A 21,000-nucleotide genomic window follows, 5' to 3' on the forward strand; every position below is an offset into this window, starting at 1 on the left:
CCGTCCGCGGGCCGGTGGGGGCTGGTCGCGCGGTTCCCCGCGCCCCTGACGGGGCGCCAGGCACCCCGAACCCTGAACGCCGGACGGGCTGGACGGCCCGCAGGCTGACGATCGCCTGCACCAAGTCCAGCCCGTCCGGCGTTCGAGGACGCGGCCGCAGGCCGCTCCCGCGTCAGCGGCTGTCACTACCCGTACTGATCGCCGCCGCCCGGCCCGCCTCCAAGCGGGCCACCGGGATGCGGAACGGGGAGCAGGAGACGTAGTCCAGGCCCACCTCGTGGAAGAAGTGCACCGACTCCGGGTCGCCGCCGTGCTCGCCGCAGACGCCCAGCTTGAGGTCGGGGCGGGTGGCCCGGCCCGCCTCGACGGCCGCGCGGACGAGCGAGCCGACGCCGTCCTTGTCGATGGTCTCGAAGGGGCTGACGCCGAAGATGCCCTTCTCCAGGTAGGCGGTGAAGAAGCTCGCCTCCACGTCGTCACGGGAGAAGCCCCACACCGTCTGGGTGAGGTCGTTCGTGCCGAAGGAGAAGAACTCGGCGGCCTCGGCGATCTGATCGGCCGTCAGCGCGGCGCGCGGCAGCTCGATCATCGTGCCGATGGCCAGCCGGAGTTCGGTGCCGGTGGCGGCCTCGACCTCGGCGATGACGCGGTCGGCCTCCTCGCGGACGATCTCCAGCTCCTGGACCGTGCCCACCAGCGGGATCATGATCTCGGCGCGCGGGTCGCCGTTGGCGTTCCTGCGCTCGGCCGCGGCCTCGGCGATGGCCCGTACCTGCATGGCGAACAGGCCGGGGATGACCAGGCCGAGCCGGACGCCGCGCAGGCCGAGCATCGGGTTCTGCTCGTGGAGCTTGTGCACGGCCTGGAGCAGGCGCAGGTCGTTCTCGTGCGGCTCGTGGCGGGCCTCGGCGAGGGCGACCCGCACCGACAGGTCGGTGATGTCGGGCAGGAACTCGTGCAGCGGCGGGTCGAGCAGGCGGACCGTGACCGGCAGCCCGTCCATGGCCTCGAAGAGCTCGACGAAGTCGGCCTTCTGCAGCGGCAGCAGGGCGCCGAGGGCCTCGTCCCGCTCGTCCTCGTGGTCCGCCAGGATCAGCCGCTCGACCATCTCGCGCCGCTCGCCGAGGAACATGTGCTCGGTGCGGCACAGGCCGATGCCCTGGGCGCCGAAGCGGCGGGCGCGGGAGGCGTCCTCGGCGTTGTCGGCGTTGGCCCGTACGCGCAGCCGGCGCATGCGGTCGGCGTAGGCCATGATCCGGTGGACGGCCTGGACCAGCTCGTCGGCGTCGTCGGCGCCCGCGTGCATCCGGCCCTCGAAGTACTCGACGACCGGGGAGGGCACGACGGGCACCTCGCCGAGGTAGACCTTGCCGGTGGAGCCGTCGATGGAGACGATGTCGCCCTCCTCGATGACGACCCCGCCCGGGGCGGTCATCCGGCGCCGCTTGGTGTCGACCTCCAGCTCCTCGGCGCCGCAGACACAGGTCTTGCCCATGCCACGGGCGACGACGGCGGCGTGCGAGGTCTTGCCGCCGCGCGAGGTGAGGATGCCCTCGGCGGCGATCATGCCGTTGAGGTCGTCGGGGTTGGTCTCACGGCGGATCAGGATGACCTTCTCGCCGGACCGGGACCACTTCACCGCGGTGTAGGAGTCGAAGACGGCCTTGCCGACCGCGGCGCCCGGGGAGGCGGCGATGCCGCGGCCCAGGAGGTCCACCTTCGCCTTCTCGTCGAAGCGGGGGAACATCAGCTGCGCCAGCTGGGCGCCCGTCACACGCTGGAGCGCCTCGGCCTCGTCGATCAGGCCCTGGTCCACCAGCTGGGTCGCGATGCGGAAGGCGGCGCCCGCGGTGCGCTTGCCGATGCGGGTCTGGAGCATCCAGAGCTTGCCGCGCTCGATGGTGAACTCGATGTCGCACAGGTCCTTGTAGTGCGTCTCGAGCGTCTGCATGATCTGCATCAGCTCGTCGTACGAGGACTTGTCGATGCGCTCCAGGTCGGCGAGCGGCACGGTGTTGCGGATGCCCGCGACGACGTCCTCGCCCTGCGCGTTCTGGAGGTAGTCGCCGTAGACGCCCTGGTGGCCGCTGGCGGGGTCACGGGTGAAGGCGACGCCGGTGCCGGAGTCGGGGCCGAGGTTGCCGAAGACCATGGAGCAGATGTTGACGGCGGTGCCCAGGTCGCCGGGGATGCGCTCCTGGCGGCGGTAGAGCTTGGCGCGGTCGCCGTTCCACGAGTCGAAGACCGCCCTTATGGCGAGGTCCATCTGCTCGCGCGGCTCCTGCGGGAAGTCGCGGCCGGTCTCCTTGGAGACGATGCCCTTGAACTCCGCCACGAGCCGCTGGAGGTCGCCGGCGTCGAGGTCGACGTCGGTGGTGACGCCCTTGGCCCGCTTGGCCTCCTCCAGCGCCTCCTCGAAGAGGTCGCCGTCGACGCCGAGCACGGTCTTGCCGAACATCTGGATGAGGCGGCGGTAGGAGTCCCAGGCGAACCGCTCGTCGCCGGCCTGGGCGGCGAGCCCGGTGACCGAGGCGTCGGAGAGGCCGATGTTGAGGACGGTGTCCATCATGCCGGGCATCGAGAACTTGGCGCCCGAGCGGACGGACACCAGCAGCGGGTCGTCGGACTGGCCGAGCTTCTTGCCCATCTTCGCCTCAAGGGCGTCCAGGTGGGCGGAGACCTCGTCACGCAGTGCCGTGGGCTCGCTGCCGCTGGCGAGGTAGACCTTGCACGCCTCGGTGGTGATGGTGAAGCCGGGCGGTACGGGCAGGCCCAGGTTCGTCATCTCGGCGAGGTTGGCGCCCTTCCCGCCGAGCAGGTCCTTGAGGTCCTTGTTGCCCTCGGTGAAGTCGTAGACGAACTTCTGGCGATCTTGGGTTTCCGGCACGGGACTCGACTCCTCACTGGGGTCCCCCCGTACACAGGTGAGGGGAAGGCTGCTCAAACGATGCTGACGGCGGGGAGCGTACCCAGATCGAAGGCTTCCCGGGAGGTCCACTCCACGGTCATGAGGCCGCAACCACCCGTCTGCCAGCAGATCGAAAGTCAAGGCCCGGAAAAGGGGCCGAAACCCGCTCGTTCAACACTTGAAGCAAGGATGACAAGGCGAATCCGCCAGGTCACGCAGCGTCGACGGATCAAGGGGTGAGTCATCAACCAATGAACGCAAGAAGGGTGGCACCCAGTGCCACCCTTCAGAAGAGTACGGATCCTTTTCAGCCGCTCATCTGAGCGCAACCCCGATCAGTGGTGGCGAGAATCACGCCCCGACCTGACTGAATCCCGGCCCCTCCTCTCGCGCCCGCGAGGTGTGGTCGGCTCAGCCTCCGGAGGTGTCCAGCTCCGCCTCGGCGCCCACGACGGCGCAGTCGTACGGGTCGTCCAGCCACCCGTCGGGCAGCACGACCCGGTTGCGCCCGGACGTACGGCCGCGCGGGCCGTCCGCGCCCAGGGGCCAGGTCTGGTCGCCGTCGACCTCGCTCAGAAGAGCGGCCAGCTCATCCAGGGAGGAGGAGACGGCCAGCTTCTTGCGCAGGTCGGAGCCGACCGAGAAGCCCTTGGTGTACCAGGCGACGTGCTTGCGGAAGTCGATGACACCGCGCTCCTCGCTCTCCAGCCACTCCCCCAGCAGCTCCGCGTGGCGCACCATGACGCGGGCGACCTCCTTGAAGACCGGCGCCGCGGGCGCGCCGCCGCCCTCGAAGGCGGCCACCAGGTCGCCGAAGAGCCAGGGCCGGCCGAGGCAGCCGCGGCCGACCACGACGCCGTCACAGCCGGTCTCGCGCATCATCCGCACGGCGTCGTCCGCCGACCAGATGTCGCCGTTGCCGAGCACCGGGATCTCGGGGACGGACTCCTTCAGCCGCGCGATGGCGTCCCAGTCGGCCGTGCCGCCGTAGTGCTGGGCCGCGGTGCGGCCGTGCAGCGCGATGGCCGTGACGCCCTCCTCGACGGCGATCCGCCCGGCGTCGAGGTAGGTCATGTGGTCGTCGTCGATGCCCTTGCGCATCTTCATCGTGACCGGCAGGGAGCCGGCGTTGCCGACGGCCTCCCGCAGGATCGAGCGCAGCAGATTGCGCTTGTACGGGAGCGCGGAGCCGCCGCCCTTGCGGGTGATCTTGGGGACCGGGCAGCCGAAGTTGAGGTCGACGTGGTCGGCGAGGTCCTCGTCCACGATCATGCGGACGGCCTTGCCGACGGTGTCCGGGTCCACGCCGTAGAGCTGGATGGAGCGCGGCTTCTCGGTGCCGTCGAAGTGGATCAGGCGCATGGTCTTGGCGTCCCGCTCGACCAGGGCCCGGGTGGTGATCATCTCGCTGACGAAGAGCCCCTTGCCGCCGGAGAACTCACGGCACAGCGTGCGGAAGGGCGCGTTGGTGATTCCCGCCATGGGGGCGAGCACCACCGGCGGCCACACGGTGTGCGGGCCGATCTGGAGGGGCGTGGCGGCGTCGTTCGTCATGTCGTCCATTGTCGCGTACCCATCCACCCGGTTTAGTTGTAGTCTTTAAATAATTAGACGAATACAACTGTCAGAGGTGCTCCGCATGCCTGAGTTGTCCCGCCGCCGACGGCTGCTCGTCCTGGCGATCTGCTGTACGAGCCTGCTGATCGTCAGCCTCGACAACACGATCCTCAACGTGGCGCTGCCGTCGATGCAGAAGGAGCTGCACGCCTCGGTCTCCGGCCTCCAGTGGACGATCGACGCCTACACGCTCGTGCTGGCCTCGCTGCTGATGCTGGGCGGCTCGACCGCCGACCGGATCGGGCGCAGACGGATATTCCAGACCGGTCTGACGCTCTTCACCGCCGGATCCGTGCTCTGCAGCCTCGCGCCCGGGCTCGGCTGGCTGATCGCCTTCCGGATGCTCCAGGCCGTCGGCGGCTCGATGCTCAACCCGGTCGCGATGTCGATCATCACCAACACCTTCACCGACCCCAAGGAGCGGGCCCGCGCGATCGGCGTCTGGGGCGGTGTCGTCGGCATCAGCATGGCCGCCGGTCCCATCGTCGGCGGCGCGCTCGTCCAGACCGTCGGCTGGCGCTCGATCTTCTGGATCAACCTGCCGGTCGGGCTGCTCGCCCTGGTGATGACCGCCCGCTTCGTCCCCGAGTCCCGCGCCCCGAAACCGCGCAGGCCCGACCCGGTCGGCCAGCTGCTGGTGATCGCGCTGCTCGGCTCCGTGACCTACGGCATCATCGAGGGCGCCGCCGCGGGCTGGACCTCGCCGCTGATCCTGGGCTGCTTCGCGCTCGCCCTCGGCTCGCTCGCCGGACTGCTGACCTACGAGAGGCGGCGCCACGAACCGCTCGTCGAGCTGGGGTTCTTCCGCAGCGTCCCCTTCAGCGGGGCCACCGCGATCGGCGTGAGCGCCTTCGCCGCGCTCGGCGGCTTCCTCTTCCTCAACACCCTCTACCTCCAGAACGAGCGCGGGCTCTCCGCCCTGCACGCCGGGCTCTTCATGCTGCCGATGGCCGCCATGACCCTGGTCTGCGCCCCGCTCTCGGGCCGCCTGGTCGGCGTGCGCGGGCCCCGGCTGCCGCTCGTCCTGGGCGGTACGGCGATGACGGCCAGCGGCCTGATGTTCGCCGCCTTCGACGCGCGCTCGACGGACGCGGCGCTGTTCACCGCGTACGTCCTCTTCGGCATCGGCTTCGGCCTGGTCAACGCCCCCATCACCAACACCGCGGTCTCCGGCATGCCGCGCTCGCGCGCCGGGGTCGCCGCCGCGATCGTCTCGACCAGCCGGCAGGTCGGCCAGTCGCTCGGCGTCGCCGTGATCGGCGCGGCCGTCGCCGCCGGGCTCCAGCTCACGGGCTGGTGGATCATCGCCGGGTGCGGCCTCGCCGTCCTGCTGCTGGGTACGATCACCACCGGCCGCCGGGCCCGCCGCACCGCCGAGCGCGCCGCCACCCGCCTCGGCGCGGGCGGCACGCACCCGGCCGCCGACTCGCTCCCCACGAGATCAGGATCCCGGTGACGACACCATGACCACGCACGAGCACACCACGCGGACCGCGGAGCGCGCCTGGGGGAACCTCCGGGAGGTCGTCCTGGGCGGCAACGAGCGGCGCAAGGAGGTCGTCGAGGCGCTCGGCATGAGCTTCTTCCGCGTCAAGGCGCTGCGCCGGATCGCCCAGGGCCCGATGACCCTCCGGGAGCTCGCCGACCAACTGCTCACCGACCGGCCCTACACGACGCTGGTCGTGGACGATCTGGAGCGGCGGGGTCTGGTCGAACGGACGCCGAATCCCGCGGACCGGCGGTCGAAGATCGTCTCCGTGACGGCAGCCGGCGGCGAGGCCGCGGAGCGGGCGAATCGCATTCTGGGTTCGCCGCCGGCGGCACTGCTCGCGCTGCCGCCGGAGGATCTTGCTGTCCTGGACCGGATCGCGTCCCGCTTGGCGGCGGGGAGCTGACGGCCTGCCCCGCCGCTTCCCGAACTGGGGCGCGTACCCCGGGCCCCGCGGCGCTTTTCCCCTACCCGCCCCTTCCCGAAACCTGGGGGCGAGCCCCCAGCCCTCCACAACGCTGCGCGCCCCGGAACTGGGGCCGCGCCCCAGACCCCGCAACACGCTTCGCGCGTTGTCCTCAAACGCCGGACGGGCTGAAAGAAACGACAGGCGTACCCGGGGCGGCACGAGCACCCGAGGCGGGCTGAAACGAAAAGACCGGCGCCCCCACCGGCCCTTACGTACCCTCCGGCGGGAGGGGGTGGGGCTGGAGGGTGGGGTTCTGGAACGCGGTGCGACGTCACGGCACTCAGAACGCAAAAGGGCACCCGCACCGCGTTCCAGGTCCCCAGCCCGGAAGACCCACACCCGGCACCCACCACAAACCAAGCCCGGCCGGCGCTTGAGGCCGCGCCCGCAGGGCGCTCCCGCCGCAGGCGGCAACAGACCCGCACCAGACAATGGCGAACCCCACCAACCCCAAGCCCGGCCGGCGCTTGAGGCCACCCGAACCCCCACCACAAACAACCCGCACCCGACAACCCCCTACAGCGAACGCAAAAGCTCCAACCTCTCCCGAGACTCCTCATCCGCCGGCGTATAAGTAAGAAGCTTCGACCCCGCATTGGGCCCCAGCCAAAGCGCCGTGTAGTCCAGCCGCAGCAACCCCACCCGGGACTGCCGGAACGCCTTCGTGCGGGACGCGAAGCGGACCACCTCATGCCGTTCCCAGATCTCGCGGAACTCCGCCGAGCCTTCCTGGAGCCGCCGGAGGAGGCACTTCCAGGCGGGATCCGCGAGGTGTTCGGCCATCGACGCGCGGAACTTGGCGGCCATGATGCGGACCGCCTCCTCGCGGTCGACGAGGCTGGCGCACCAGTCGGGGTTCATGAAGGCGAGCCACATGCAGTTGCGCTCCTCCCGGGGGAGGGCGTCGAGGTCGCACATCAGCCGGCCGTAGGGGCGGTTGTAGGCGAGGATGTCGTAGCGCGCGTTCTGGACGCAGGCGGGGAACGGCTCCAGCTGATCGAGCATCAGGCGCAGCGCGGCCGGGACCCCGGCGCACTCCGTGTCCGGCCGCGGATCGACGGAGTTGGCGAGGGCGAAGAGGTGGCCGCGCTCGCCGCGGTCGAGCATGAGCGCGTCGGCGATGGCGTCGAGCACCTGCGCGGAGACCTTGATGTCGCGGGCCTGCTCCAGCCATGTGTACCAGGTGACGCCGACGGCGGCGAGGTGGGCGACCTCCTCGCGGCGCAGGCCGGGGGTGCGGCGGCGGGGCCCGCGCGGGAGGCCCGCCTGTTCGGGGGTGATGCGCTCGCGGCGGCTGCGCAGGAAGGCGGCGAGCTCGCCGCGTCGTACGTCATCGGCCGAGGCCGGGGCGGGGGCGGGGGCGGGGGCGGCGGCAGGGACCGCCGGAACTGTCGGGCCGGCAGGCCGTCGCTCGTGCACCATCGTGGTCATGGCTCCAGGATGCCGGACCCGCGAGCCGGTTGGCAGGTAGTCCTGGTACCAGGATAGGGAGACTCTGGTACCCGCCTGAGTGAGTCGGCATCGTCTCCTGTGTGAGCCAAACCCGAATATCCCCGATCGCCCCGGCGGCCACGGCCGTCACCACTGAACCGACCCCTGCCCTCAGCCCCTTGGGGCTCTTCACCGTGCTCGTCGGCGCGGCCCTGCCGATGGTCGACTTCTTCATCGTCAATGTCGCCCTCCCCACCATCGACCGCGATCTGCACGCGGGCCCGGCGCTGCTGGAGATGGTCGTGGGCGGCTACGGCGTCGCGTACGCCGTCCTGCTCGTGCTCGGCGGCCGGCTGGGCGACATGGTCGGCCGGCGGCGGCTGTTCCTGTGGGGTACGGCCGCCTTCGGGGTGACGTCCGTGGCCTGTGGGCTGGCCCCGGACGCCTGGACGCTGGTCGCGGCCCGGGTCGCGCAGGGCGCCGCGTCCGCGCTGATGCTGCCTCAGGTGCTCGCGACGATCCAGGCCACGACGCACGGCAAGCACCGCGCGCGGGCCCTGAGCCTGTACGGCGGTACGGCCGGGGTCGCCAGCGCGGTCGGCCAGGTGCTCGGCGGCGTGCTGGTGTCCTTCGATGTCGCGGGCACCGGCTGGCGGTCGATCTTCCTGGTGAACGCGCCGGTCGCGGTGGCCGCGCTGCTGCTGGCGGTGCGTACGGTGCCGGAGACGCGTTCGGAGCACCCGACGCGGGTGGACGGGCGCGGCACGGTGCTGCTGTCGCTGACGCTGGTGTCGCTGCTGCTGCCGCTGACGGAGGGCCGGGCGGCGGGCTGGCCGGTGTGGTCGTGGGTGCTGCTGGCCGTCTTCCCGGTGGCCGCGGTGGCGTTCGTGCTGGTGGAGCGGCGCGAGGAGGCGGCCGGGCGGACGCCGCTGGTGCCGCCGTCGCTGCTGCGGATCCGTTCGGTGCGCGGCGGGCTGGCCCTGCTGGTGCCCTTCTCGCTCGGCTGGGGCGGCTACATGTTCGTCATCGCGGTGGCCCTGCAGGAGGGACTGCGGCTGGGGCCGCTGGCCGCGGGGCTGGCACTGCTGCCGCTGTGCGTGACGTTCTTCGCCGGTTCGCTGCTCGGGCCGCGGCTGGCGGCGCGGTACGGCGGCCGGGTGATCGCCGCCGGGACGCTGATCCAGGCCGTCGGCGTGCTGGCGGTAGCCGCGACCTTCTACTGGGGCTGGGACGGTCTGGGCGCGTGGGGCCTGGCACCCGCGCTGGCCGTGCAGGGGCTGGGGCAGGGGCTGCTCCTTCCGCTGACGCTGCGGGTCGTGCTGAGCGAGGTGCCGGTGGCACAGGCGGGCGTCGGCGGCGGGGTCATGGTGACCACGCAGCAGTCGTTCATGGCGCTGGGCGTGGCCACGCTGGGGTCGCTCTTCCTCTCGCTGGCCCCGTCGGCGGGGATGCGGGAGGCGCTGGCGGTGACCTTGGCGGTGCAACTGGTGGCAGTGGCCGTGTCGGTCGCGCTGAGTCTGCGGCTCCCGCGCACGATGGCCTGAAATCGCCCCTGGGGCGCCTTCGGGCCCGGAGTCGAGGGGCGAAGAGGATGGATGGACTGACAGATATTGAAATCTGTCAGTCCATGTGTCACTCTTCTGGTGTGCCCCTCGCCGGGCGGCCCCTCCCGGGAGCCGGCCGCGAGGAGGCACTCCCCAGCCCCCACGAAGGAGTCCCCGTGCAGCACCGCACCCTCGGCACCACCGGCCCCCAGGTATCCGCTCTCGGTCTCGGCGCGATGGGCATGTCCGCCCTCTACGGCGAGGCCGACCGCGCCGAGTCGATCGCCACGATCCACGCCGCCCTCGACGCGGGCGTCACACTGATCGACACCGGCGACTTCTACGGCATGGGCCACAACGAACTGCTCATCAACGAAGCGCTGCGCACCGCCCCCGCGGGCACCCGCGAACGCGCCCTCACCAGCGTCAAGTTCGGCGCCCTGCGCACCGTCGAGGGCGGCTTCACCGGGGTCGACGGCAGCCCGAACGCCGTGAAGAACTTCGCCGCCTACTCGCTCCAGCGCCTCGGCACCGACCACATCGACATCTACCGCCTCGCCCGCCTCGACCCGAACGTCCCCATCGAGGAGACGGTCGGCGCCATCGCGGAGCTCGTCGAGGCCGGGCACGTCCGGCACATCGGCCTCTCCGAGGTGAACTCCGAGACCATCCGCCGGGCCGCCGCCGTCGCCCCGATCTCCGACCTCCAGATCGAGTACTCCCTGATCTCGCGCGGCATCGAGGACGACATCCTGCCCACCCTCCGCGAGCTGGGCATCGGCGTCACCGCGTACGGCGTGCTCTCGCGCGGCCTGATCAGCGGCCACTTCACCCGCGACCGGCAGCTCGCCCCGAACGACTTCCGCGGCATGAGCCCGCGCTTCCAGGGCGAGAACCTCCAGCACAACCTGGACCTCGTCGACGCGCTCCGCGAGGTCGCCGAGGCCAAGGGCGCCACCGTCGCCCAGACCGCCATCGCCTGGGTCCTCTCGCGCGGCGAGGACATCGTCCCCCTCGTCGGCGCCCGCCGCCGCGACCGCCTCACGGAGGCGCTGGGCGCGCTCGACGTCAAGCTGGAGGAGGCCGACCTCGCCGCCATCGAGCGGGCCGTCCCGGCCGGCGCGGCCGCGGGCGACCGCTACCCCACGGACCAGATGGCCCATCTCGACAGCGAGAAGTGAGCGGGTACGGTCACTACGGGGGCTCCCCGCGCCCCCGCTCCTCACGGAAAGGCCGTACGCCCCGATGCCGCCCGAGACCCTGACCCCCGCCCGCATCCTCGAGACCACCGAGGACGTGCTGCGCCGCTACGGCCCGGCCAAGGCCACCGTGGTCGACGTGGCGCGGGCCCTGGGCGTCAGTCACGGCAGCGTCTACCGCCACTTCGGCAGCAAGGCCGCCCTCCGCGAGGCGGTCACCCAGCGCTGGCTCGACCAGTCGCACACCGCGCTCTCCGCCTTCGCCGACGCGGAGGGCCCCGCCGAGCCGCGCCTGCGCCAGTGGCTCGCCGCCCTCTTCACCGCCAAGCGCCACAAGGCGGGCGACGACCCCGAGCTCTTCGCCACGTACATGGTCCTCGTCGGTGAGAACAGCGCCGTCGTCGACCGCCACATCGAGACGATGATCGAGCAGCTCGCCCGCATCATCGCCGACGGCACGGCGACCGGCGCGTTCGCCACCGTCGACCCGGCCCCCACCGCCCGGGCGGTCTGGGACGCGACGAACCGCTTCCACGACCCGGCGTACGCGCAGGAGTGGTCCCGCCCGGAGATCGACGCGGCGTTCGAGGCGGTATGCGACCTGGTGCTGCGGGGGTTGCGCCCGGCTTGAGCGGGCCCGCCGCGCGGGCGGCGGATGCCGCCGGTCAGCGGCCGCCCGACGCCGCCCGGGCTTCATCGTGAACGGCCAGGAACTCGCCCATCGCGGCACGCCGGCCGGGGTCGACGCGGTCGAGCGTGTGAAGGCGTCGCCGCGCCTCGCGCATGCGGTGTACGAGCGGGGGGCGACGCTCGATCTCGATGACCGTCGCCCACTTCAGCTGGAAGTCCTTGACCGGGCCGGACGCGCCGGTTTCCGTGGCCCTGGTGAACGCTGTGTCGCGGTCCGCCCGGAATCCGGGAAGGCGGTCGGGCACGACGCGGGCGGGAGCGGCCCGCAGCGCGGGGCAGGTGGGGGCGGGCCTCGGGAACAGGTCACCGGCAGGCGGTTCCATGGGCCGGGTGCTCACAGGCTCTGGCCGAGCAGGGCCCGGCAGACGTGGGCGAGGCTGTCCACGTGCTCGGCGGCGGACCGCAGCCCGGCGCCGGGCCCGTCGAGGAGCACGGCGCGGGCGCGGGCGAGCGTGAACCTTCGCATGGCCCACTCCTTGCTCCCGGGGTTCATGCGGGTGGTCTGCGCGTCGATGACGGGCAGCAGGGCGTGGATATGACGGCGCAGCGCCTGCTCCAGCTCCTTGAGCTCTGTGTGCGTCGGCAGCACGGGAGTTGTGAGGGCCCGGTCGATGGTGCGGTTGATTTGGGCGGCGTCGATGAGGTCGGGCATGGGGGTCCTCGCCGTTGATGGTGGGTAGTCAGCCTTGGTGAGAGCCTCTCGTTCGAGCCGGTCCGATTCGAGGACTCTTGGAGGACGCCGAGGGGACCCCCAGGGGACGTCGATAGACCCGAGTGGGTGACCTCATCAGGCCCTGCCGAGACGTAACTTGGGGACGACGGCTACGTCTGGAGGGTCCGTGTCACGAGCACCTGGGAACGTCCGGTTGAAATCAGCGCGAGTGGCTGCCGGTTTCGCGTCGCAGCAGGCGCTGGCGGATGCCATCGGCCGGGCCGCGCCCAAGCTGGGGATGCGAGGTGTGACGGCAGGTGTGCGTCAGGTGCGGCGCTGGGAATCAGCCGCCCCGCCCTGGCCTCACCCGGACGTCGGCCGCGTCCTCGCGCATCTGCTCCGTCAGCCTCTGGAGGAGCTGGGCTTCACCCCGCCGTGGGGGCAGTCCGAAACCCGGCCGCCGGACCCCATGTTCCTCGACCCCGTCAACGGCGGTACGGCTGCGGCGGCCTTGACACCCATACCCTCCAGAGCGACGAACTGCCTCCACCCGGCCAGCGTCGGCCAGGACTTCGCCGATGTCACCCGGGCACACCGACGCCTGTACTGGTCGGTGGCCCCGGCCACCCTGCACCCGGCGGTGCTCGGCCACGCCCGTCTGGGGTGCGCGCTTCTCCCGGAGACAGTCGGCGGATGCCGAGCCGTTGTCGCGGCATCCCTCGCGGAGAGCTACCTACTCGCAGGGCGTATCGAGTTCTTCGACCTGAGGCAAGCGGATCAGGCAGGCGAGACGCTGCTGCGTGCGCTGCAAGCCGCGGGCGAGGCGGACGATTCCCTCCTGGGCAGCGCCATCCTCGCGCACACCGCGTTCATTCCCGGCTGGGCCGGGCGTAGAGACGACGCGATCGAGCGCCTCGTAGCCGCTCGCACTTACGCCCGTCGCGGCCCGGCGTCGGCTGAGTTCTGGGCATGGCTGGACGCCGTCGAGGCGGAATGCGAAACGCGGTGCGGCAACCTGCGCACAGCGCTCCACTTGATCAGGCACGGCGAGGATGTGCTGGCGGACGGATCCGAGGGCGCGTCACCGCCATGGATGGACTGGTTCGACGTGACACGACTCGCCGCGTTCAAGGGCAATACCCAGCTGAAGGCAGGGCATCTTCCGCAGGCCCGAGAGACCCTGCGATCGGCGCTCGATCAGCTGCCTGCCGAATCCGCCAAGCAGCGCACGGTGATCCTCGGCGACCTCGCGGCAGTCGAGGCAGCCGCAGGCGACCCGGAGAAGGCGTGCGCCTACGCCTGCCAAGCCCTCGAACAGCTCGGAGCAACCTGGTACGCGACGGGCATGGACCGGGTACGGGACGTACGCCGGTCGCTCGCGGCCTGGCAGCACGAGCCGTGCGTGCGGGGCCTCGACGACCGGCTGTACTCCTGGGGTACGACCGTCAGCGCGCTTCGGCGTTGAACTTCGCCACGCGTTCCACGAGTTCCGTGAGCCTCTCGACCCGGAACGTGGGAACGCTCAGCGCATCCGGCGTCCGCCACTGGATCGTCGCCCACGGGCCGCGCCGGACGAGGGCCGTACGCATGCGCGCGGAGGCCGCGGGCCTGATGTCGTTGTCGACGCGGTCGCCGACGTAGAGGATCTCTTCCGGCCGGAACGGCACGGCCTCGGCGACCCGCACGAAGAACTCCGGGTCCGGCTTGGACGCACCCCAGTCGTCGCTGATCCCGATGAGGTCCACGTCGCCGGTGAACAGCTCGCGGAGCAGACCACCGGCCCGGACGGTCTGGTTTCCGGCGATGCCCAGCCACAGTCCCGCCTCCCGGAGCTCCCGCAGAGCGGGCCGCACGTCCGGGTACAGGTCCTCCTCGCCGAACCATTCCGGCTGCCCGGCCGCCGCGCGCGCCGCGCGCTGCTCGCCGAGGTCGAAACCCGGCCGGAACTCCTGGAAGGTCTCGCGGTAGTCGCGACCCTGCGCGATCACCGCACCGAACATCGCGGCGAAGGTGTGCCGCGGCACTCCCAGCCAATCGGCCCAAGTCCCGTACTCGCGGGTCTCGTCCACGAGGCACTCGCCGACATCGAACACCACTGCGCGAATCATGACGGCAGACTAGAGCAACCCGGCCCCTCCCCTACCCCACCCCCAAGAACCGCAGAACCGCCAGCACCCGCCGATGATCCGCGTCCGCCTTCGGCAGATCCAGCTTCGACAGGATCGAATTGATGTGCTTCGCCACAGCGGACTCGCTCACGCAGAGCGCCTCCGCGATGCCCGCGTTCGAGCGGCCGGAGGCCATCGACTCCAGGACCTCGCGTTCGCGCGGGGTCAGGCGGTCCAGGGGGTCGCTGTGGCGGCGGAGCAGGAGCTGGGAGACCACCTGGGGGTCGAGCGCCGTGCCGCCGGAGGCCACGCGGCGCAGGGCGTCGATGAACTCCTCGACGTCGGCGACGCGTTCCTTCAGGAGGTAGCCGACGCCCCGCGTGTCGCCGGAGAGCAGATCGGCGGCGTACCGCTCCTCCACGTACTGCGAGAGCAGCAGCACCGCCGTGTCCGGCCACTGCCGGCGGATGACGAGGGCGGCGCGCACGCCCTCGTCCGTGAAGCCGGGCGGCATGCGGACGTCGAGGACGACCAGGCCGGGGCGGTGCTCCTCCACCGCCGCCAACACCGCTTCCGCGTCGCCCACTTCCGCGACCACGTCGAATCCGGCCGTCTCCAGGACCCGCACCAGGCCGATCCTGAGCAGGACGGAATCCTCGGCGATCACGGCGCGCACGGCAGCTCCACAGTCACTACGGTCGGGCCCCCCGTGGGGCTGCTGATCGAGAACGTGCCGTCGACCGACGCGACGCGCTTGGCCAGACCGGCCAGCCCCGTACCACCGGAAGAGTCCGCTCCGCCCACGCCGTCGTCGGAGACGACCACGAGCAGTATCCCCCCGAACCGCTCGACGGTGACATCCGCCCGGGACGCCTGCGCGTGCTTGACGACGTTGGCGAGCGCCTCGGAGACCACGAAGTAGGCGACGGCCTCGATCGTCGGCGCGGGCCGCGAGGCGAGGTCGACGTGCAGGCGTACGGGCAGCGGCGCGCGCTCGGCGATGCCGGAGAGGGCGGCGTCGAGGCCACGGTCCTCCAGGACGGCGGGGTGCAGACCGCGTACGAGGTCGGACAGTTCGGTGATGGCCTCCTTGGCCTCGCGGTGCGCCTCCTCGATGACCTTGCGGGCGTCCTCGGGCAGGTCCTTCATCGTGGCCTTGGCGAGGCCGAGGTTGACGGCGAGGGAGACGAGGCGCTGCTGGGCGCCGTCGTGCAGGTCGCGCTCGATGCGGCGGCGTTCCGCGTCCGCGGCGTCGACGACGCCCGCGCGGCTCTCGGTGACCTCGGCGACGCGGATCCGCAGGAGTTCCTCGCGGCTGGGGCCGAGCCGGGTCAGCGCGGCGCGGGTGTCGAGCCGGGCGAGGGCGCGGGTGAGCCAGGCCGCGCCGTAGAGCCCGGCGATCCCGGCGGCCGTGACATACGCCGCCCGCGTGGTGAGGCCGAAGTGCTCGACGCGCACCTCCACCGGCAGGACCCACATCCAGGCGTAGACGGTGGCGGCGGCCGCGGCGGCGGCCCACGCGAGCAGGGTGAGCGTGCCGCCGAGCGCGATCAGCGGGCCGGCGAACAGGTGGTACCGCACCTGGCGCCAGGCGGCCGGCGAGCGCAGCCACCGCTTGGCACGCTCCGCCCGGGTGGCGCCCCGGACCCCGACCGGCCGGGGGATGTCCACGCCGAGCCGGCCGCGGAAGCGCGCGCCCTGGATCGCGGTCAGCACGGGTGAGGCGAGGGCGAGCACGGCCAGCGGGGCGAACACGGCGGCCAGCACGGCGAAGATCTCCGTCGGCCCCCCGGGCAGCCACGGCACCGCCACGACGAACAGGGCGGCGACCTGCACGAGAGTGCCGACGGCCAGGAAGGCGGCAGCCCGTCCCGCGCCGTCGAACGGCTTGAGCAGGGTCCGGAGCACGAGGGGAATTCGCATGCTCCAAACGGTAAGGCCGCAGGTCAGGGCCGGACTATGGCACTGCCGCCCGACTTGGGGGTGTAGCCAGTGCCACCGCCGCGCCCGGGTCCGGGCCCCGCCGCCGAGAGGTCCGGACCCGGAGAACCTCAGTCCGCGGAGCGGTACGGCGCCGCCGCGTGCTGCGCCGCGTACCTCAGGGCGGGCTCGATCTTCGGCCAGAAGTAGCTGTCCTGGCAGGAGTACGCCGGGGTGAACCCGTCGCAGCCGCGGCCGTCGCTGTCACCGATCTCGATGGTGAAGCTGGCCAGCCCGAGTTTGTCGTACGTCCAGTCGTCGGTGCCGCCGGAGGCGTCGTAGAGGATCTCGCCCGCCTGTCCGGACTGATAGCCGGTGATCGAGCCCATGCGACCGGCGAGGGCGCGCAGCGCGGCGTCGTTGCCGCTGTGCACGCGGTGGTCGGACTCCCAGGGGAAGAGGACCATGCTGGCGTCGCTGTGGAGGCTGATCATCATGCCCCGGGCATCGGCGGGCGCGGGGTCGCTGTCGCCGGTGCCGGTGCGGACGGCCGGGTAGAGCTGCCGGAAGAGGCCCTCCAGCGCGGCGTTCTCCGGCTCGGAGTCGGCGGCGGGACCGAGATAGACCTCGTTGCAGGGCTGGGTGGAGGTGCCGAGGCCGCCCCAGTGGGTGCCCGCGTTGCGGTTGAGGTCGACGCCTGTCTGACCGCTCCAGCCGCAGGAGGAGCCGTGGGAGTCGTCGGCGTTCTTGCGCTGCCATACGGGGTTGTCGCCGCCACTCGCGACGATGTCGACACCGTCGGGGTTGGCGATCGGCACGACCCACATCTCGGTGGTGTCCATGAGCTTGGTGATGTCCGGGTCCTTGCCGTACTGCCCGGTGAGCTCGTCGGTCCAGCGCCAGGACATCTCACCGGTGGTGAGCTCGCGGGCGTGGATCTGGCTCATCAGGAAGAAGCGGGGTTTGGCCGAGTTCGGGCTGAGCGAGCAGTCGCCGGGTTTCATCTTGGTGACGCAGACGGCCTTGAGGCCATTGCCGCCCGAACCGGTCTGCTTCAGCCAGGACTTGCCGTACGTGACGACCGTCGCCAGGTCCGGGTGCTGGGCGGCGAGCTGGTCCAGGTGCGCGTAGTGCGCGCCGACGGTGTGGTAGCCGCCGTCGTACGTGTCACCGGCCGCCGTCTTGCCGGATGCCGGTCTTTTGACGGTCTGGACGACGGTCGGTGCGAAGCCGAGGCGGCGCAGCCCGTCGCCGGTCTTCCGGTCGCCGAGGACGAAGAGGTGGTCGCCCTGCCGGCGCTCCAGGAGGTCGTACCCGGCGGCGATCAGGGTCTGCGCGTCCTGCTTGTGGTGCGCCGGGACCTCATAGACGACGTCGGTGTCGTGGTGGGATCCGCGCTGCGCGGCTCCGGCGAGGGCCGTCGTGGCCTGCGGGAGCATGGCCGCCGCGGCCATGACCGTCACTCCGACCGCTAACCCTGCCAGGCGTTTTCGGGACATGGGGTGGGCCTTTCCGTGTGGGGACGGAACGGGACCGCTGCCGATGCGGGGCCGACATGCGGCCGCAGGCGCATGATGCCGTGTCCATGTCACAAACGGAAGGGAGCGTCACCTCCCGAACGCCCATTAATGTCGAACTCGCGCTCGACCAGGGGGTGTCGATACCACTATCGGACGAATGCGCGAAGAGGCGAGCCCAGTCACCGACAGACATCGCTACGTTGAGCACATGTTCGCCTGCACAGAGAAGGAGGCGCATCATGGCAGTCATGGTTGAGACACCACCACCCATGCTGACGATCCAAGGCCCGGAAGCAGATTTCGAAGAGCTGTGCAGGATTCTCGAGAAGATCGACGCCGATCTTCCGGACGGGTACTACACGGAGATCATCGGGGGGAAGATCGTCGTGTCACCGTGGTCCAGGGCTTTCTATGACCTCATCCTCGACGAACTCGTCGACCAGCTGAGTCCGCATGTACCCAAGGGCCACCGGGCGCGGGCATACCCCAGCCTCTACAAGTTCGCCGAACAATCGCGCGCCTACGGCCCTGACTTCCACGTCGCAGACTCCAGCGCCCTGCGGACCGACAGCATCTACAGGCCTGGCGACGCACTGTCCCTCGTGGGCGAGCTGACGTCCGGCTCGACAGCCGACGCCGACCGCGTGGAAAAGGTCGAGGTCTACGGCAAAGCCGGTGTGCCCGTATACGTGCTCGTCGACATGCTGACAGGCACCGTTACCGTGTACTCCGAGCCGTCGGACCACGGCTACCGCACCCGCACACAGATCGAATTCGGAGGGGCGGTCCACGTCCCCGCCCCGTTCGACTGCAAGCTGGACACCTCCGGCTGGGCGAACTGAACGCTCCTGAAACCCGAAGGCCCCGGCCCCCGCCGAAGCGGGAACCGGGGCCTTCGGGTTTCGGCTAAAGGGGTCAGCAGCCCAGCAGGCGCGAGCCCAGGTAGCCCTCGATCTGGTCGAGGGAGACGCGCTCCTGCTTCATCGTGTCGCGCTCGCGCACGGTCACGGCGTTGTCGTCGAGCGTGTCGAAGTCGACGGTGACGCAGAACGGCGTGCCGATCTCGTCCTGGCGGCGGTAGCGGCGGCCGATCGCGCCCGCGTCGTCGAACTCGATGTTCCAGTTCTTGCGCAGGTCCGCCGCGAGGCCCTTGGCCTTCGGGGAGAGCTGCGGGTTGCGGGAGAGCGGCAGGACCGCGACCTTGACCGGCGCGAGGCGCGGGTCGAGGCGCATCACGACGCGCTTCTCCATGACGCCCTTCGCGTTCGGCGCCTCGTCCTCGTTGTACGCGTCGAGCATGAAGGCGAGCATGGCGCGGTTGAGGCCGGCCGCCGGCTCGATGACGTACGGGAAGTAGCGCTCGCCGGCCTCCTGGTCGAAGTACGACAGGTCCTGGCCGGAGCCCGCGGAGTGGGCCTTGAGGTCGAAGTCGGTGCGGTTGGCCACACCCTCGAGCTCCGAGAACTCCGAGCCGCCGAAGTTGAAGCGGTACTCGATGTCGACGGTGCGCTTGGAGTAGTGGGAGAGCTTCTCAGCGGCGTGCTCGTACCACCGCATGTTCTCCTCGCGCATGCCGAGGCCGGTGTACCAGTCCCAGCGCTGCTGCATCCAGTACTCGTGCCACTGCTCGTCCTCGCCCGGCTTGACGAAGAACTCCATCTCCATCTGCTCGAACTCACGCGTGCGGAAGATGAAGTTGCCCGGCGTGATCTCGTTGCGGAAGGACTTGCCCGTCTGGGCGATGCCGAACGGGGGCTTCTTGCGCGAGGTCGTCTGCACCTGGGCGAAGTTGGTGAAGATGCCCTGGGCGGTCTCGGGGCGCAGGTAGGTCACCGAGCCGGTGTCCTGCGTCGGGCCGAGGTGCGTGGCGAGCAGGCCGGAGAACTGCTTGGGCTCGGTGAACTGGCCCTTGTTGCCGCAGTTCGGGCAGTTGATGTCGGCGAGGCCGTTCGCGGGCAGCTTGCCGTGCTTGGCCTCGTACGCCTCCTCCAGGTGGTCCGCGCGGTAGCGCTTGTGGCAGGAGGTGCACTCGGTCAGCGGGTCGGAGAAGGTGGCGACGTGGCCGGACGCCTCCCAGACCTCACGGGCGAGGATCACCGACGAGTCGAGACCGACCACGTCGTCGCGCGAGGTGACCATGGAGCGCCACCACTGACGCTTGATGTTCTCCTTGAGCTCCACGCCGAGCGGTCCGTAGTCCCAGGCGGCACGCTGTCCGCCGTAGATCTCACTGCACGGATAGACAAAGCCACGGCGCTTGCTCAGGCTGACGATGGTGTCGATCTTGTCGGCGGCCACGGTGCTCTCTTCATTGCGACGACGAACAGCGAATGCTTCAGGTTACCGGCGCCGCCACCCCCCTAATCAAATCGGTTCTGGCCTTGGCTTGACCCGATCGGCCGGGCGGCCCGGTTGCGACCCCTTTGCGAACATGTTGTTGACAATCGTTTCCACTTTTGTTGAAAATGACTGTCATGAACGTAAGCCGCCTCCGCTCCCCCCGAATAACCACCGCCGCCGTCGCCACGACCGCAGCCCTGGGGCTGCTCACGCTCTCCGCGTGCTCCTCCTCCGACGCGGCGGGCAAGGCGGCGGACGGCAGGACGAAGGTGATCGCCTCCTTCTACCCCCTGGAGTTCCTGGCCAAGGAGATAGGCGGCGACCACGTCAGCGTGACGAACCTGACGAAGCCCGGCGTCGAGCCGCACGACCTGGAGCTCACGCCCAAGCAGACCGGCTCCCTCTCCGACGCGGGCGCCATCGTCTACCTCAAGGGCCTCCAGCCCGCCGTGGACGACGCGATCAAGCAGTCCGGGAACAAGCACGTCGCCGACGCGGCCTCCCTCACCGCCCTGGAGGAACACGGCACCGAGGTCGACGGCCACCACCACTCCACCGGCGACAACCACTCCCACTCGGAGTCCGAGGCCGGCAAGGACCCCCACATCTGGCTGGACCCGGTGAAGTACGCCGAGGTCGCCAAGGGCGTGAACAAGACCCTCGCCGAGGCCGACCCCGAGCACCGGGCCGACTTCCAGAAGAACACGGACGCGCTGGTCAAGAGGCTCGACGGGCTGAACACGAAGTTCGCCGACGGCCTGAAGAACCGCGCCTCCGACACCTTCATCACCACCCACGCCGCCTTCGGCTACCTCGCCGAGCGCTACGGGCTCACCGAGGAGGCCATCAGCGGCCTGGACCCGGAGTCCGAGCCCAGCGCCGCCCGGATGAAGGACCTCCACCAGCTGGCCAAGGACCACCACGTCAGCACGGTCTTCTTCGAGACGATCGCCAACCCGGCCACGGCCCGGACGCTGGCGAAGGACCTCGGGGTCAGGACGGACGTCCTCGACCCGCTCGAAGGCATCACCGACAAGTCCAGGGGCGACGACTACTTCGCCGTCATGGAGTCCAACCTCGCAGCCCTGCAGAAGGCGCTGGGAACCAAGTGAC

General features: G+C 70.7%; 18 protein-coding genes. 8 read left to right on the forward strand and 10 right to left on the reverse strand.

All coding sequences use genetic code 11. The features are described from left to right. Positions 1-172 precede the first annotated feature (172 nt). Both ppdK and dusB read right to left on the reverse strand, forming a co-directional pair. Positions 173-2,887, reverse strand: coding sequence for a pyruvate, phosphate dikinase (ppdK, locus tag ACH427_RS22205; protein ID WP_398871654.1), 2,715 nt, complete (start codon positions 2,885-2,887; stop codon positions 173-175). Positions 2,888-3,319: 432 nt separating this feature from the next. Next, the gene (dusB, locus tag ACH427_RS22210; protein ID WP_398871656.1) at positions 3,320-4,462 is read right to left on the reverse strand and encodes a tRNA dihydrouridine synthase DusB; all 1,143 of its coding nucleotides are present in this window, start codon (positions 4,460-4,462) and stop codon (positions 3,320-3,322) included. 85 nt (positions 4,463-4,547) lie between these two features. On the opposite strand from dusB, the gene ACH427_RS22215 reads away from it, so the two are divergent. Together ACH427_RS22215 and ACH427_RS22220 are read left to right on the forward strand one after the other, a co-directional pair. Next, positions 4,548-5,981: an MFS transporter gene (locus ACH427_RS22215; protein WP_398871658.1), complete on the forward strand. Its 1,434-nt coding sequence runs from the start codon at positions 4,548-4,550 to the stop codon at positions 5,979-5,981. Positions 5,982-5,988: 7 nt separating this feature from the next. Continuing rightward, positions 5,989-6,420, forward strand: coding sequence for a MarR family winged helix-turn-helix transcriptional regulator (locus tag ACH427_RS22220; RefSeq protein WP_398871660.1), 432 nt, complete (start codon positions 5,989-5,991; stop codon positions 6,418-6,420). 579 nt (positions 6,421-6,999) lie between these two features. Here the strand turns inward: ACH427_RS22220 and ACH427_RS22225 are convergent. Continuing rightward, on the reverse strand, positions 7,000-7,914 hold the full coding sequence (locus tag ACH427_RS22225) for a helix-turn-helix transcriptional regulator (protein WP_398871662.1): 915 nt from the start codon (positions 7,912-7,914) through the stop codon (positions 7,000-7,002). A 218-nt stretch (positions 7,915-8,132) separates the two neighbouring features. Here ACH427_RS22225 and ACH427_RS22230 point away from each other — a divergent pair, with 218 nt between their 5' ends. The 3 genes from ACH427_RS22230 (at position 8,133) to ACH427_RS22240 (ending at position 11,288) form a co-directional block, all read left to right on the forward strand. Next, positions 8,133-9,458 carry an MFS transporter gene (locus ACH427_RS22230; protein WP_398871775.1) on the forward strand — a complete coding sequence of 442 codons (1,326 nt, stop codon included), beginning with the start codon at positions 8,133-8,135 and terminating at the stop codon, positions 9,456-9,458. A gap of 176 nt (positions 9,459-9,634) precedes the next feature. Next, entirely contained in the window at positions 9,635-10,639 is a 1,005-nt protein-coding gene (locus tag ACH427_RS22235) for an aldo/keto reductase (protein ID WP_398871664.1), read from the forward strand. A gap of 64 nt (positions 10,640-10,703) precedes the next feature. Then, complete coding sequence (locus ACH427_RS22240; protein WP_398871666.1) at positions 10,704-11,288, forward strand: TetR family transcriptional regulator; 585 nt, start codon at positions 10,704-10,706, stop codon at positions 11,286-11,288. Positions 11,289-11,322: 34 nt separating this feature from the next. Here ACH427_RS22240 and ACH427_RS22245 read toward each other — a convergent pair whose 3' ends face one another. Together ACH427_RS22245 and ACH427_RS22250 are read right to left on the reverse strand one after the other, a co-directional pair. Next, positions 11,323-11,670 (reverse strand): hypothetical protein, encoded by a 348-nt coding sequence (locus ACH427_RS22245; RefSeq protein ID WP_398871668.1) that lies wholly within the window; start codon positions 11,668-11,670, stop codon positions 11,323-11,325. A gap of 11 nt (positions 11,671-11,681) precedes the next feature. After that, positions 11,682-11,999, reverse strand: a complete 318-nt coding sequence (locus tag ACH427_RS22250; protein WP_398871670.1) for a DUF6415 family natural product biosynthesis protein — start codon at positions 11,997-11,999, stop codon at positions 11,682-11,684. A 187-nt stretch (positions 12,000-12,186) separates the two neighbouring features. Between ACH427_RS22250 and ACH427_RS22255 the strand changes: the two genes are divergently transcribed. Then, a complete protein-coding gene (locus ACH427_RS22255) occupies positions 12,187-13,464 on the forward strand; it encodes a transcriptional regulator (RefSeq protein ID WP_398871672.1) in 1,278 nt (425 codons plus the stop codon). Here the strand turns inward: ACH427_RS22255 and ACH427_RS22260 are convergent. From ACH427_RS22260 to ACH427_RS22275, 4 genes are all read right to left on the reverse strand, one after another. Further along, a complete protein-coding gene (locus ACH427_RS22260) occupies positions 13,445-14,107 on the reverse strand; it encodes an HAD family hydrolase (RefSeq protein ID WP_398871674.1) in 663 nt (220 codons plus the stop codon). The genes ACH427_RS22255 and ACH427_RS22260 overlap by 20 nt on opposite strands. A gap of 31 nt (positions 14,108-14,138) precedes the next feature. Then, positions 14,139-14,783, reverse strand: a complete 645-nt coding sequence (locus ACH427_RS22265) for a response regulator (protein WP_398871676.1) — start codon at positions 14,781-14,783, stop codon at positions 14,139-14,141. Next, on the reverse strand, positions 14,771-16,030 hold the full coding sequence (locus tag ACH427_RS22270; RefSeq protein WP_398871678.1) for a histidine kinase: 1,260 nt from the start codon (positions 16,028-16,030) through the stop codon (positions 14,771-14,773). Before ACH427_RS22270 ends, ACH427_RS22265 begins: the two co-directional genes overlap by 13 nt. Positions 16,031-16,158: 128 nt before the next feature. Then, the gene (locus ACH427_RS22275) at positions 16,159-17,481 is read right to left on the reverse strand and encodes a M14 family zinc carboxypeptidase (protein ID WP_398871680.1); all 1,323 of its coding nucleotides are present in this window, start codon (positions 17,479-17,481) and stop codon (positions 16,159-16,161) included. A 305-nt stretch (positions 17,482-17,786) separates the two neighbouring features. Here ACH427_RS22275 and ACH427_RS22280 point away from each other — a divergent pair, with 305 nt between their 5' ends. Then, positions 17,787-18,389 (forward strand): Uma2 family endonuclease, encoded by a 603-nt coding sequence (locus tag ACH427_RS22280; RefSeq protein ID WP_398871682.1) that lies wholly within the window; start codon positions 17,787-17,789, stop codon positions 18,387-18,389. Positions 18,390-18,462: 73 nt separating this feature from the next. Here the strand turns inward: ACH427_RS22280 and ACH427_RS22285 are convergent, their stop codons facing one another. Beyond that, a complete protein-coding gene (locus ACH427_RS22285) occupies positions 18,463-19,845 on the reverse strand; it encodes a glycine--tRNA ligase (RefSeq protein ID WP_398871684.1) in 1,383 nt (460 codons plus the stop codon). 176 nt (positions 19,846-20,021) lie between these two features. Between ACH427_RS22285 and ACH427_RS22290 the strand changes: the two genes are divergently transcribed. Continuing rightward, positions 20,022-20,999 carry a metal ABC transporter substrate-binding protein gene (locus tag ACH427_RS22290; protein WP_398871686.1) on the forward strand — a complete coding sequence of 326 codons (978 nt, stop codon included), beginning with the start codon at positions 20,022-20,024 and terminating at the stop codon, positions 20,997-20,999. The last annotated feature ends 1 nt before the right edge of the window (position 21,000 follow it).

It is taken from the genome of Streptomyces sp. NPDC020379, from assembly GCF_044387105.1.
Classification (GTDB): Bacteria; Actinomycetota; Actinomycetes; order Streptomycetales; family Streptomycetaceae; genus Streptomyces.

Coding starts and splice junctions, on each gene's coding strand:
- dusB (WP_398871656.1), bottom strand. CDS start 4,462: ATGACGAACGACGCCGCCACGCCCCTCCAGATCGGCCCGCACACCGTG.
- ACH427_RS22215 (WP_398871658.1), top strand. CDS start 4,548: ATGCCTGAGTTGTCCCGCCGCCGACGGCTGCTCGTCCTGGCGATCTGC.
- ACH427_RS22220 (WP_398871660.1), top strand. CDS start 5,989: ATGACCACGCACGAGCACACCACGCGGACCGCGGAGCGCGCCTGGGGG.
- ACH427_RS22225 (WP_398871662.1), bottom strand. CDS start 7,914: ATGACCACGATGGTGCACGAGCGACGGCCTGCCGGCCCGACAGTTCCG.
- ACH427_RS22230 (WP_398871775.1), top strand. CDS start 8,133: ATGGTCGACTTCTTCATCGTCAATGTCGCCCTCCCCACCATCGACCGC.
- ACH427_RS22240 (WP_398871666.1), top strand. CDS start 10,704: ATGCCGCCCGAGACCCTGACCCCCGCCCGCATCCTCGAGACCACCGAG.
- ACH427_RS22245 (WP_398871668.1), bottom strand. CDS start 11,670: ATGGAACCGCCTGCCGGTGACCTGTTCCCGAGGCCCGCCCCCACCTGC.
- ACH427_RS22250 (WP_398871670.1), bottom strand. CDS start 11,999: ATGCCCGACCTCATCGACGCCGCCCAAATCAACCGCACCATCGACCGG.
- ACH427_RS22260 (WP_398871674.1), bottom strand. CDS start 14,107: ATGATTCGCGCAGTGGTGTTCGATGTCGGCGAGTGCCTCGTGGACGAG.
- ACH427_RS22270 (WP_398871678.1), bottom strand. CDS start 16,030: ATGCGAATTCCCCTCGTGCTCCGGACCCTGCTCAAGCCGTTCGACGGC.
- ACH427_RS22275 (WP_398871680.1), bottom strand. CDS start 17,481: ATGGCCGCGGCGGCCATGCTCCCGCAGGCCACGACGGCCCTCGCCGGA.
- ACH427_RS22280 (WP_398871682.1), top strand. CDS start 17,787: ATGGCAGTCATGGTTGAGACACCACCACCCATGCTGACGATCCAAGGC.
- ACH427_RS22290 (WP_398871686.1), top strand. CDS start 20,022: ATGAACGTAAGCCGCCTCCGCTCCCCCCGAATAACCACCGCCGCCGTC.